This window comes from Sphingomonas sp. Leaf339, assembly GCF_001426195.1.
Classification (GTDB): domain Bacteria; phylum Pseudomonadota; class Alphaproteobacteria; order Sphingomonadales; family Sphingomonadaceae; genus Sphingomonas.
Map to the genome: position 1 here is coordinate 263,488 of NZ_LMRS01000045.1, position 12,209 is coordinate 275,696.

The following is a 12,209-nucleotide window of genomic DNA, read 5'->3' on the forward strand; positions in this document are numbered from 1 at the left end:
GGCTGGAAATGGGTCATCACGCCGCAAAAATTAATCAGAGCGGGTACAGGTTGATTTCTGGCTGCGGCTCAACCCGCGCGATCGATCGTCCACGTCGCGAGTGTCGCTCCTGTCTCGGGCAGCTCCATTCTGACCTCTTCGATCGTTGCCGCGATCGCGCAGATCGGATGCTGTTCGATACCGGCGGGCTGGAAGCAGTGTACCGGAGAACCAGCATCGGCGCGATCGAGCCGACCGGTGATACGCATTCTGAGTCCCTGTGATCCGTCGAACCGGGGTACACGCTGCACTGTTTCGAAGGCACGATCTGCTCGGCTGAGCGCTCCCTGCACGCCGAACGTCGCGATCGCCAGGGTCTGGCCCGGCAGCGTCACCGACGCGGTTCCGCTAGGCGCGGCCTCGCCGACGCGAGCCGGACAGCGCTCGCTGCTCGACCAGGGGCGGTTGATCCAGAACCCGGTCGCGGTCGATGCCTCGTCGCCCTGGCGGACGTGCCAATCCGCCCCGCTCCATGTCACCGGCGTTGCCGATACGCGTAGTGTCCCCGTGTTCGCATCATACTGCCATCCCATCGCCGTCGCGGCGGGATCGTTCGGGCCGGAGCAGCCGAACGGCAGGACCAAATCGAACTGCCGTCCTGCGGCGGAGGTCAGCTCGGCCGGCGCCGGTTGGCCAGCCGCAAACGCGTCTGCCGCGGCATTCGCCAGCTTCAGGAGGTCGGCGCGACCGAGCGTTGTCGCCGATGTCTCGGTCGGCTGCGGAGAAGGGGTTGGGCCAGGCGTCACAGGAGTTGCAATGGCGACGGGCGCAGGCGGCGATGTACTTTCCCGGCCGAGTAAGAAGCCTGCCGTACCCACCGCGATTACCACGGCCAGACCACCACCGATGGCAAGACGACTGGAACGAGGGCTGGGTTCGCGCATAGGCGCACGATAGCGGAAATGAGCGGCCGCTCCACTCCCCAATACGCTTGCCGGCACGTTGACACAGCGCCTGCCACGTCCGACTCAGGAGCATCATGCCGTTCGACCAGATACTGACGCTCGCCGTCCTCGTCGCGGTCGTCGCGGCGCTTGTTTGGGACAAGGTGCGCGCCGATGTGGTCGCGCTCGCCGGCGCCGCCGTCCTGTTGATGACGGGCGTCGTCCGGCCAGTTGCGATGCAGGGTGCCTTCGCCAGCCCGGCCATCGTCGCGCTCGCATCCCTTTTCGTCATTGCCTACGCGCTCGAGCTGTCCGGGCTTCTCGACCGTGCGATCGAGCGCGCCGTCGCCATGTGCCGCCGGCTCGGTACGGCGGGCGTCTGGCTGCTGCTGTCGATGATTGGCGGCGTGTCCTGCTTTTTGAACTCGACGCCGATCGTCGTGCTTGGCGCACCGGTGGTCCGCGATGTCGCGACTGCGCTAGGTCAAAGCCCGAAACGCTACCTCATCCCGCTGTCGTACGTCACGATATTGACCGGCTGCTGCACATTGATCGGCACATCGACGAACCTTCTGGTCGACGACATGGCCAGCGTGGCCGGTCAGCCGCGCTTCGGCATCTTCGAGGTGACTCCAGTCGGCCTGCCGATGGCGATCGTCGGGGGGCTCTATCTTTTTCTCTTCAGCAACCGCCTGCTAGGCCGCCATGCGGATGAACTGCCAGAAGGCGGATCGGCGCCGGTCGATCCGACCCGCATCGCCAGCGCATCGATCGGCAACGCGGAGGTGTTCGCCGAGCATCGCCCGCTTCAGCCGCGCAAGGCGGTCGCCGCCTTGGCGGTATTCGGGGGCGCCATCGCGCTGGCCACCACGGGCGTCGCGCCGATTGCTGCCACCGCTTTTGCCGGTGCGGTGCTCCTCATCCTGCTGCGGGTCATCAGCGCGGACGAGGCGTATCACGGCCTAAAACCCGAAATCCTGGTGCTGATCGCCGGTATGGTGGTGATCGGCATCGCCATGGAGGAAAGCGGCTTGGCCGCGGGCATCTCCGAGACGCTGATTTCAAGCGTCCATGGGCTTGATCCGCTGATCGCGCTGGTGGCGCTCTATTTGGTCACGATGGTTCTGACCGAACTCCTGTCGAATGCCACTGTCGCTGTACTGGTGACGCCAATTGCCGTGGCGCTAGCAGACAGTCTATCGGTCAGCCCGCGGCCCTTCCTGGTCGCGGTGATGATGGCCGCCAGCGCGGCGTTCGCGACGCCGTTCGGCTATCAGACGAATGTCATTGTCTACCAGATGGCCGGTTATCGCTATATGGACTTTGTTCGCATTGGCCTGCCGCTTAATCTTCTTACCTGCGCCGTGGCGGTGACGGCGATCCGCTTCTTTTTCCCTTTTTAGATCGAGTCTTCTTCAGCGTCCGAACGCTCTCGCCAGTAAGGCCCGGATGCGGCCCGCGCTTTCCGCGGTGAGCGGCGCCAGGACGCCCCGTGTTGTCCGCGGGATATGCGCCGTGACCTCGGGGCCGGCGACGAATACATAATGTTCGAACATGTCGCGCCAGTGCCGCTTTTCCTCATCGGGCAGGTCGCGGATCGCGAGCATCGCATGGCTGAGCGCATCCTCCGGTCGGCCGAGCCAGCGGGGGCTGTCGCGCCACCAATAGTTCACCAGGACGTTGAAGTCCGCCAGCCCCTCGACATGATGCCACCACATCGTCGGGATGTAGAGCGCATCGCCCGCGCCGAGCTCGGCGACCTGCGCATGATCGAGCGCTTGCCGGAACCGTGGATAGGTCGCGAAGTCGGGGTCGTGGAAATCGACCATGCTGATCGCGCGCCCGGCCGGCGTCGTGTCGACCGGGCCGAGATAGAGGTTGCGGAACTGATCGCGCGGGAAGAGCGTGAACCGACGCTCGCCGACCGCCACGCAGGCAAGGTTGTCGGCCACGTCGTTGTGCGCCGCGATCCGCGTCCGCGTTCCCATCCAGATGCTGGCAAGGGGCACGCGGTCGCCCAGATCGACATGGTTCGCCTCGTGCAGCCCGGTGAAGAACTCCTGCATGTTGATCGACGCGAGGTAGATCGGCGGCGTGTTCGGAATGCCCTCGTCGGCGTCGATCCGCGCGAAGACGTCGGACAATCTTGCCTGCGCCGTCTGGAAATTCATCCCCGCGGCGTCGTCGTAGAACAGCCGACCGCCGCTCCGCGGATCGGCGACCGACACGGCGAAGGGCACCGGCCGGGCGTGGCGCGCGATATAGTCACGCGCCGCGCGCGCCGATTGCCTGCCTGCGCGCACGACCGGCCAGTCGGCGACGAGCCCGCGAACGACAAACGGCTCGCTCGCCTCGCGCAGCGTGCGATCGAGCGTCGCCGCGTCGTCGATGACGACCTGGCGGACGCGCGGCAGGCCGCTGAGGATGTCCTGACGGGTGTCAGTCATAGCCGACCCGACCTTCCCCGCAGACGCCAGGGCCGCCGCCGATACCGGGTGATGCGAACGCGATAAACGATGCCATCGTTTATCGAACGATGCGCCGGTCCAATGTCAAGGAAAGATCGATCCTCCGGGGGAAGCCCCCCTGATCCGCGCCGCGCCGGACACTGCCTGTTACCGGGCTCCGGCATGGCACCATCGACCGAACCGGCGACGCACCGCGGAACCCGATAGATCGGCGTCCACCCCCTTCGATATCCTGAATGTCGATCCGCTCTAGCACCCTTTGTCTGACGACCCTGTATCGGTCGGGTGTGACGGAGACAGGGAAGCGCACGACTTAAATGGCCAGATCGGAACCAAAGTCCGGCGGCCGGGTTCGGCCAAGCTCGATCAACAAACCATAGGAAAAATTTATGAAGCCGATCCTCGCCACGGCATTGCTTGCCATCATGGCTGCGCCACTGGCCGCCTGCGGTGGAAATGGGGACGACAAGCTGGCTGAGCGGGTCGAGGACCGTGCCGACAACCGGGCCGACCAGTTGGAGGCGATGGCCGATAACCTCGAGGATCGCGCTGACCGTACGCGTGAAGTCGGCGAGCAGCGAGCAGACGCCATCGATGCAGCCGATCTGAACGCTCAGGCGATGTCGAACGAGCAGAAGGCGGATATCGTGGCTAACGAAGCTGCCGCCGTTCGATGATGTTCTGCCGCCCGGTCCCGTGGGCCGGGCGGCGCCCTCACTTCAGCGCCCTGAAGTGACCCCTACGGCAGGCTGACGCCCGGCCAACCGGCTTTTCAAGTCAATCATCGCAAGACTGATCGTTATCCAGCACAGGGCGACGTCCTGACCCTCGCCGATTCAGAACAGCGGTTCCGACCGCAATCGTCGCCACAATTGCCGCTATACCGATGGCAGTGGCACTTTTCGGTGAGATGCTTCCATCGCTGCGATGCAGATGCGGTCGCAGGCGACCGAGCAGTGGTTTGCGTGCTGACAGCGCCTCGAACATCTCTTTCGGGCCTTCCGGATCAAGTATCTTGTTGTCCGCCAACCAGGTACGCACCGCGTCGAGATCGGGCACCTCGTACGGACGCAGCGAACGGCCCTCACCGCGTAGGCGCTCGATGGTGGTGATGATCGACCCAGTCTCCTCGATCATCGCCGCGATCGTTTCCGAAGTCGTATCCAGATGCTCCGCCAGAAGCGAGTTGCGGATGCCGGCGATAGTGGCGCGTTCATCGGCATTGTCGGGGTGCGCGGCATCGATCACGACGTCGCATTCGGTGTCGAGTCTGAGTGAGCGATTGTTGAAGTTCGACGAGCCGACGCGCAGCACCTCGTCATCGATCACCGTTACCTTGGCATGGACGTAGATCGGCACCCCGCCCTTGGTGAAAGGATGATAGAGGCGAAGGCGGCCATGCGGGTCCTGCTCGCGCAGCGCCTCGACCAGTCTGGCGCGCGCTGAGTCCATTGCAATCGGTTCCAGCCAGCCCTCGGCGGTGGTTGGATGGACGATGACGAATTCCGGGCCATTGGGCTCGACGAGCCGCTTGCCGATTGCCTCCGCAACCCGGCGTGATGCGAAATACTGGCTCTCCGCATAGAAAAGGCGCTTCGTTCGAGCGATCAGATCGACATAGAGCGCCTCAATCTCGTGACGCGGCTCCTGGTCGGCCATTTCAGGCACGGTCAGCGCGATGCCGACCTCGACGTCGGTGAAATCCGGGGTCACATGCTCGGGCCAGCACTCGGCCCCATCCTTCACCGGTTCGATCGCAGGCCCGCCCGATACCTCCCACCGTTGACGACACATGTCACCGAGTGACTTGGCCACAGGCCCTTGCAACATCGTCGTGGCATCGTGCCATGGTCCATAGGCGGTTCCATCCGGCTCCAGCCTGCGCGGTTCGTCGTCCGCGTGGTCACGCGTGTCCCAGCGATCGACCGTCATGTCGATGCCGCCACAGAAAGCGACGTCGTCGTCGATCACGACCACTTTCTGATGATGCGAGCCGGCAGGCGGATGATGTCCGTCAAGACGCAGATGAATCTGCGGATCCCTGATCCAGCGCACCAGCCGCAGCAAGGTCTGCGCGTGGAACAACGTCTTGATCGCGCCGGTGTCCCAGCGGAGGATGTGAACCTGCAGCCCCGGCGTGCGCCGGACCAGCCAGCTGACGAAGCTGCCGACCCGGTCGGGACCACCATCGTCGACGTCCCCGCCAAAGCGGATACGAGCGTCAAAATCCCAGCCGACCAGAATGATCTGTGTCTTGGCCTTCAACATCGCCGCGCGTGCGGCTTTGAAATAGTCATCGGCATCGATGATGACGGCGGCTCGCGCCGCGCGTTCGATGCGCGAGCAATTATAGCCCAGTTTCAACAGTGGTTCGTCTTTGTTCATGATCGCACCCTCGCAGCCCCGTCACCTCTCGCCAAGCGCTGACCCGTCAGCCAGCGAAAGAAACTGCACCGCCGTTTGGGAACCCAACCGCTCGAGGGATGTCATGCGGGGATGAACGCTCACCGCTTTTTTCCCATCAAACGGTACTTTTGCGCATCCTGATGGGATGGATCCGAACGCTGCGCGGATCGTGGGTCGCTATTCGTGATGCGCCGTCGCGTGGCAAAGATGCTTCATGCCCATGGAAGATACCGGTCGCTGGCTGGCTGGACGTACTAGTGCGAACGCGGCGGAAAACCTTTGACGAGCATTTGACGCTGCTGGCGTCGGGCATCGCCTATCATGCGTTCCTGACGCTCGTTCCTACCGTCGTCGCAATCGCCTTGATCTATGGGATGGTCGCCGATCCGGCGCAGGTCGCCCACGACATGGCGTCGTTGATCGAAATTGTGCCGGCCGGCGGTCAGGTGTTACTGACGGAGCGACTGACCCACGGCATGGGGTCCCGCCAGCGCGATCTGATCGGCGCTGCATCGACCGTGCTGATCACGCTGTATACCGCGTCGCTCTTCGCGCGATCGGTCATGGCGGCGATGAACCTTGTCTATCACCAGCGGCGGCGGCCACGGTTCCTCAAGCGTTGGGCGGTCGCGGCGGCGATAGCATTGTCCGGGGGCTTGTTCCTGTTGATCGCGCTCTGCGGGATCGCGCTGCTCGGTTATGTCGAAAATATCCTGCCCAATGGAACGCCGTTGCTGTGGAACACTATCCGGATCGGATTCTGGTGTTTGATGGCGGCAGCAGCGGGGATCGGTTTTATGCTGATCTATCGATTTGCCCCCGCGCGGGAAGACGCGCGCTGGTCATGGTGCCTGCCGGGTGCGCTGGCCGCGACCATATTATGGCTCGCCGCAACCTATGGCTTTGGCATCTATGTCGCCAACTTCGCACGCTATGACGCCGCCTATGGGTCGCTGGCGGCGGTCGTCGTGCTGCAGGTGTGGATGTTCCTGTCGTCCGTCGCGCTTCTGCTCGGCGCGCGCCTGAACGTCGAGCTTGAACTTCAGACCGCAATGGACACCACCACCGGTGCGCCGAAGCCGCTCGGCCAGCGCGGTGCGACAGCCGCCGACCGGGTTGAGGCGGGAACCTTGTCATCACAGGAGAATGACGCATGACATCGCCGATCCGAACGTTCGTATTGGCCGGTATCGTCGTCCTTGCCGCGGCCGCGTTCATGGCGCTGGCCTGGTTTGCATCGGCAACGCTGTTGCTGATTCTGGCCGGTATATTGTTCGGCATCTTCCTTGATGCGATGAACCGGCTGCTGGGAAAGGTTCTGCCGCTTGGGCATTCGATCCGACTGGCGATCGTTTGCGTGCTGCTGTTCGGTGCGCTGGGCAGCGTCGTGGCGGTCGGCGGTGTGCGTCTGACGCAGGAATCGACCAATGTCGGGGCACTTCTGGATCGCCAGATGAAGGCGGCGCAGAGCTGGCTGCGCGACAGTGGCGTTCCCGTCGGCATGGTCGCGCCCAAGGCGGAGGAAAGCGACCGTGCCGGGACGATCTTCTCGAACCCGGCGGCGCTGTTGCCTGGCGATGGATCGATCGCCAGTCGGGTGCTGGGTCTCGTCTCGGTCGTGCTTGGGTATCTCGGCAACGCACTGGTCGTGATCTTTCTCGGACTTTTCATCGCTGCACAGCCGGGTGCCTATAGATCCGGCATTTTGCGTTTCATTCCCCGACGCCATGTTGGAACCGCCGCTGCCACGCTTGACGACATGGGCGAGACGCTGCGACGCTGGCTGACGGGTCAGCTGACGACGATGTCGGTGATCTTCGCGGTTACCTGGGCAGGCTTGACGGTCATCGGCGTGCCCGCAGCGTTCCTGCTGGCGATACAAGCGGGATTGCTTGCCTTCATTCCTAATATCGGCCCGATCGTCGCAGGCATCGTCATTGTCGCGGTCGCCCTGACCGGCGGGATCGAGATGGCGTTATATGCGGTCGGTCTCTACGTGCTGGTGCAGACGCTGGAGAGCTACATCCTGACCCCGTTCATTCAACGGCAGGCGTTGTCGGTGCCGCCCGCTACCCTGTTTGCGGCACAAATCCTGCTGGGTGTGGTCTTTGGCCTGTGGGGTCTCGCGCTTGCACTGCCGATGGTGGCGATCGTGAAGGTGCTGCTCGACCAGCTTTACCTTCCGGATCAGGCGTCGTCGGGGGCATCAGGCTGATCCCAACCGTTGGGCTGGACGTGTGGCGGTCGAAGATTGCATCGATGTAATGTTCGTCACAGGCGGCCTTCACGGCGGTGATCCAGAAAGGAGGCAATCACAGCCCCAAGACAAGGATCTCTACCATGGCAGCCAACCGTCGTCTGACCGTCCGTCCCATGATCGCCGCGGCGACCCTTGGCGTCACCGCGATCGCCGGTGTCGCTGGCGGCGCGATCGCCGCCGATCAGAGTCATGACGGGGTTGTCGGGCGGTTCATGGCGCCCGGGCCCGCCGCCGTTACCTCCACGGGCGTTCACGCCTCTCTGTCCGACATGGTCGAGGCGGTCGGGCCGAGCGTCGTCCAAATTCAGGTCAAGCCGCAATCCGCCGCGGCTCAGCAGGCGACGCCGATGCAGTTCGGATCGGACGACAGCGATCTGTCCGACCGGCTTGGCCAATTGTTCGGGTTCGCCGTGCCGGACGGCAGCGACCGGTCCGGGCAGCCGGAACAGCAGCAGGAGCCGCAACGCGGTGCGCTGGGGTCCGGGTTCATCGTCGATGCTTCCGGACTGGTCATCACCAACAACCACGTCGTCGAAGGTGCCGACCGGGTCACCGTCCAGATGTCGGACGGACAGGAATTTCCGGGCCGCGTCCTCGGTCGCGATCCCAAGATCGATGTCGCGGTCGTGCGGATCGAGGGGAAGGGCAAGTTCACCGCGATCAAATGGGGCGACAGCGATCATATCCGGGTCGGCGACAGCGTGTTCGCGGTCGGCAGCCCGTTCGGTCTCGGCAACACGGTGACGTCGGGAATCGTCTCCGCGCGCGGGCGCGAAATCGGGGCGGGGCCGTATGACGATTTCCTCCAGGTCGATGCCGCGATCAACAGCGGCAATTCGGGCGGCCCGCTGTTCGATGGCAGCGGCCGGGTGGTTGGCGTCAACACTGCGATCTTCTCGCCCAGCGGTGGCAATGTCGGCATCGGCTTTGCCATTCCCGCCAAGATGGCACGTCAGGTCGCGCTCCAGATTGCCCAGACCGGCCACGTCTCGCGCGGCCGGATCGGTGTTGCATTGCAGGACGTGACGCCGGAGATCGCCGGCGCGATGGGCCTGAATGCCGCCAAGGGTGCCTTGATCGCGGAGGTGGAGGACGAAGGCTCTGCCGCTCGATCCGGCATACAGCGTGGCGACGTCGTTCGCCGATTCGGTTCCAGGTCGATCGACAACGGACGCGACCTCGCACGCGCCGTGGCAGAGGCCCGGATCGGGTCGAGCATTCCGACACAGGTCATCCGCGATGGCCGTGCGGTCTCGCTCGACCTGCGTATTGCGGGCGAGGCTTCCGCCCGGTCGTGAACCGATGGAACCGGGAAGCGGCACGCGCGTCCGCTTCCCGGAAACCCCGATGGAACACCCCTGCCTTGAAGCTCTTGTTGATCGAAGATGACGCGCAGACCGCGGATTATGTTTGCCGAGGCTTGGCGGAGCTGGGCCACGCGACCGATCATGCCGCGACCGGTGTCGATGGCCTGACAGCCGCGATTGTCGGTCGCTATGATGCGATCATTCTCGATCGCAATCTGCCGGGGCTCGATGGATTGTCCGTATTGAAGTCGCTGCGTGCGCAGGGGAATCGGACTCCCGTTCTCGTTCTTTCCGCTCTGGGGCAGGTCGATGACCGCATTGCCGGCTTGCGTGCGGGTGGCGACGATTATCTGGCCAAGCCGTTCTCGTTCGGCGAGCTCATGGCGCGGATCGAGGCGATCTCGCGCCGGCGTGGCGATGAGAATATTACGGAGGCGGTTCGCCAGACGGGTTCGTTGAAGCTCGATTTGCTTGCCCGCACGGCCATGCGCAACGGCCGCCGGATCGAACTGCTCAACAAGGAATTCCAGTTGTTAGAGTATCTGACCCGCCATGCCGGGCAGGTGGTAACCCGGACGATGCTGATCGAGGCGATCTGGGACTACAGCTTCGACCCCGGCACCAACATCGTCGACGTCCATGTCAGCCGCCTGCGCGCAAAGATCGATGGCCCCGGCGAGCCTTCGATGATCCGCACGATACGCGGCGCCGGCTATCGGCTGGACGCCGACTGACATGCCGCGTCTGCCGTCGATCGCGGCCCTGCGCGGAGCATTGTGGATCACACTGATCGCACTCCTGGCGACCGGAACCGCGCTGACCGTCCAGTATGTGCAGACGGTCCGCCTGCTCGATGCCCGTGCGCAGGCGAGCGTCGACGACGAGATGGCCGGTCTGGTCGAACGCTATCAGGGGGATGGGCCGGTCGCCGTCGCGCAGGCGGTGTCCCGCGCGGTCGGTCGTCCGCGCGTGACGGATTTCATCTACCTGATGACCGACGTGGCCGGACGGCCGATCGCAGGCAACCTCGCCGCTTGGCCGGGCGAGATCGATCGCACGGGATATCGCTTGTTCGATACCCGGATAGCGACGACGCGCGGCACCACGATCGAACGACAGGTGGCCGCGCGAACGGTGTTGCTGGGGGACGATTATCGCCTGCTGGTGGGTAGTCTGTCGGACGATCGCCGTTTGCTTCACGATCGCTATATATCGGCGCTGATCTGGTCACTGCTGGCGACGGGCGCGGTCGGCCTGCTTTTCGGGTTGTGGTACAGCCGGCGCGGCCTCGCCTTCCTCGATGCGGCCAGCACGGCCGGGGATCGATTTCGGGCGGGGCATCTGGACGAACGCCTGCCGGTGACCGGGCGCGGCGACGAGTATGACCGGCTGGCCGCAACGCTGAACCACGGTTTTGCCGAGATAGAACGTCTGGTCGATTCGCTGCGAACGGCGACCGACGCGCTGGCGCACGACCTCAAGACGCCATTGACCCGCATCCGGTCGCGCATCGAACTTGCGACGATGCAGGGGGATGCCGATGGCGTATCGGCGGACATCCGCGACGATCTGGACGCTTTGCTTCGGACGATCGACGACACGCTGCGCCTCGCTCGCGCTGAGACGACGGTGACTAGCGAGTTTGCTCCGGTCGATCTGGCGGCGATCGTCCGCGAAGCCGGCGAGTTGTTCGATCCGGTTGCCGATGATCGCGGGATCACATTCACCGTCACCGTGACGCCGGCGATCATCAGCGGCGTTCGATCGCTCCTTGCGCAATTGGTCGCGAACCTCATCGACAATGCGCTCAAGTACACGCCCACGGACGGTTTGGTCACGGTGTCGCTGTCGCAGGAGAGTGACGGCATCCGGTTACGCGTGGCGGATACCGGACCAGGCATCCCCGTCGACCAGCGCGAACGTGTCCTGACCCGCTTCGTCCGGCTCGACACGAGCCGGCAAACGGATGGCAGCGGTCTGGGGCTGAGCATTGCGCAAGTTGCCGCACGCGTCCACGGTGCCCGCATTCTACTGGAGGATAATCGGCCGGGGTTAATCGTCACCGTCCATTTCCCCGGCGCTGATGTCGCTTGATCGTCAAGGCATCTCGCCGATTGCATCCCGCTGATCATTGTGGTCAGCACGAACGTGACGGGCTCTAGGGTCAGGACTCGTTGATTACAGCCAGAAGATGACGGTGGCAGCGAGAGCAACGGCGGAAAAGAAGGCCGTTGGGCAGCGATCGTAGCGGGTGGCAACACGCCGCCAGTCCTTGAGGCGGCCGAACATGNCCGATGCCGTTCCAGATGACATACGGGGCTCTAGGGTCAGGACTCGTTGATTACAGCCAGAAGATGACGGTGGCAGCGAGAGCAACGGCGGAAAAGAAGGCCGTTGGGCAGCGATCGTAGCGGGTGGCAACACGCCGCCAGTCCTTGAGGCGGCCGAACATGATCTCGATGCGGCTGCGGCGCCGGTAGCGGCGCTTGTCGTATCTGACCGGCTCGTTGCGTGACCGCCGGCCCGGGATGCAGGGTTGGATGCCCTTGGCCTGGAGAGCGTCCCTGAACCAATCGGCGTCGTAGCCGCGGTCGCCGAGCAGCCACTGCGCTTTTGGCAGGTCGTCCAGCAGCGCTGCCGCGCCGGTATAGTCGCTTATCTGCCCGGCGGTCATGAAGAAGCTCAGGGGGCGGCCGTTCCCGTCGGCGACGGCATGGAGCTTGGTGTTCATGCCGCCTTTGGTGCGTCCGATCAGGCGGCCGAGATCCCCTTTATGGATGGCTCGCCCCTTATCCGAATCGTTGTCATCCTACGACAGCAGGTCGTTTGAGGAAGGAGCGAAGGT

At 64.1% G+C, this 12,209-nt stretch carries 10 protein-coding genes and 2 pseudogenes; 7 read left to right on the forward strand and 5 right to left on the reverse strand.

Going from position 1 to position 12,209, the window contains the following annotated elements; translation table 11 throughout:
- Positions 1–68 precede the first annotated feature (68 nt).
- Positions 69–785: a hypothetical protein gene (locus ASG67_RS15395; protein WP_056531891.1), complete on the reverse strand. Its 717-nt coding sequence runs from the start codon at positions 783–785 to the stop codon at positions 69–71.
- Positions 786–1,018: 233 nt separating this feature from the next.
- On the opposite strand from ASG67_RS15395, the gene ASG67_RS15400 reads away from it, so the two are divergent.
- A complete protein-coding gene (locus tag ASG67_RS15400) occupies positions 1,019–2,326 on the forward strand; it encodes an SLC13 family permease (protein ID WP_056531893.1) in 1,308 nt (435 codons plus the stop codon).
- A 12-nt stretch (positions 2,327–2,338) separates the two neighbouring features.
- Here the strand turns inward: ASG67_RS15400 and ASG67_RS15405 are convergent, their stop codons facing one another.
- On the reverse strand, positions 2,339–3,370 hold the full coding sequence (locus tag ASG67_RS15405; protein ID WP_056531895.1) for a cupin-like domain-containing protein: 1,032 nt from the start codon (positions 3,368–3,370) through the stop codon (positions 2,339–2,341).
- A 410-nt stretch (positions 3,371–3,780) separates the two neighbouring features.
- On the opposite strand from ASG67_RS15405, the gene ASG67_RS15410 reads away from it, so the two are divergent.
- Positions 3,781–4,068, forward strand: a complete 288-nt coding sequence (locus ASG67_RS15410) for a hypothetical protein (protein WP_056531897.1) — start codon at positions 3,781–3,783, stop codon at positions 4,066–4,068.
- 100 nt (positions 4,069–4,168) lie between these two features.
- On the opposite strand, the gene ASG67_RS15415 is transcribed toward ASG67_RS15410, so the two are convergent.
- Positions 4,169–5,776 (reverse strand): phospholipase D-like domain-containing protein, encoded by a 1,608-nt coding sequence (locus tag ASG67_RS15415; protein ID WP_056531899.1) that lies wholly within the window; start codon positions 5,774–5,776, stop codon positions 4,169–4,171.
- Positions 5,777–6,087: 311 nt separating this feature from the next.
- Between ASG67_RS15415 and ASG67_RS15420 the strand changes: the two genes are divergently transcribed.
- The 5 genes from ASG67_RS15420 to ASG67_RS15440 all read left to right on the forward strand — a co-directional run bounded on the left by ASG67_RS15420 (position 6,088) and on the right by ASG67_RS15440 (position 11,458).
- Complete coding sequence (locus tag ASG67_RS15420; RefSeq protein ID WP_162244370.1) at positions 6,088–6,954, forward strand: YihY/virulence factor BrkB family protein; 867 nt, start codon at positions 6,088–6,090, stop codon at positions 6,952–6,954.
- Positions 6,951–8,012 carry an AI-2E family transporter gene (locus ASG67_RS15425; RefSeq protein ID WP_056531903.1) on the forward strand — a complete coding sequence of 354 codons (1,062 nt, stop codon included), beginning with the start codon at positions 6,951–6,953 and terminating at the stop codon, positions 8,010–8,012. The genes ASG67_RS15420 and ASG67_RS15425 overlap by 4 nt, the downstream gene beginning before the upstream one ends.
- A 125-nt stretch (positions 8,013–8,137) precedes the next feature.
- Entirely contained in the window at positions 8,138–9,355 is a 1,218-nt protein-coding gene (locus ASG67_RS15430; RefSeq protein WP_056531905.1) for a trypsin-like peptidase domain-containing protein, read from the forward strand.
- Between the two features lie 65 nt (positions 9,356–9,420).
- Positions 9,421–10,098 (forward strand): response regulator transcription factor, encoded by a 678-nt coding sequence (locus ASG67_RS15435; protein WP_056531907.1) that lies wholly within the window; start codon positions 9,421–9,423, stop codon positions 10,096–10,098.
- Between the two features lies 1 nt (position 10,099).
- Complete coding sequence (locus ASG67_RS15440; protein WP_056531909.1) at positions 10,100–11,458, forward strand: sensor histidine kinase; 1,359 nt, start codon at positions 10,100–10,102, stop codon at positions 11,456–11,458.
- 84 nt (positions 11,459–11,542) lie between these two features.
- On the opposite strand, the pseudogene ASG67_RS19015 reads toward ASG67_RS15440, so the two are convergent.
- Together ASG67_RS19015 and ASG67_RS15445 are read right to left on the reverse strand one after the other, a co-directional pair.
- A pseudogene (locus ASG67_RS19015) lies at positions 11,543–11,654 on the reverse strand (IS5/IS1182 family transposase); the annotation flags it as partial.
- Between the two features lie 51 nt (positions 11,655–11,705).
- Positions 11,706–12,143: pseudogene (locus ASG67_RS15445) on the reverse strand (IS5 family transposase); the annotation flags it as partial.
- Positions 12,144–12,209: the final 66 nt, after the last annotated feature.

Bases quoted from the DNA above. Each gene is read 5' to 3' on its own strand.
- ASG67_RS15400 (WP_056531893.1), top strand. From the start codon at position 1,019: ATGCCGTTCGACCAGATACTGACGCTCGCCGTCCTCGTCGCGGTCGTC.
- ASG67_RS15405 (WP_056531895.1), bottom strand. From the start codon at position 3,370: ATGACTGACACCCGTCAGGACATCCTCAGCGGCCTGCCGCGCGTCCGC.
- ASG67_RS15410 (WP_056531897.1), top strand. From the start codon at position 3,781: ATGAAGCCGATCCTCGCCACGGCATTGCTTGCCATCATGGCTGCGCCA.
- ASG67_RS15415 (WP_056531899.1), bottom strand. From the start codon at position 5,776: ATGAACAAAGACGAACCACTGTTGAAACTGGGCTATAATTGCTCGCGC.
- ASG67_RS15425 (WP_056531903.1), top strand. From the start codon at position 6,951: ATGACATCGCCGATCCGAACGTTCGTATTGGCCGGTATCGTCGTCCTT.
- ASG67_RS15430 (WP_056531905.1), top strand. From the start codon at position 8,138: ATGGCAGCCAACCGTCGTCTGACCGTCCGTCCCATGATCGCCGCGGCG.
- ASG67_RS15440 (WP_056531909.1), top strand. From the start codon at position 10,100: ATGCCGCGTCTGCCGTCGATCGCGGCCCTGCGCGGAGCATTGTGGATC.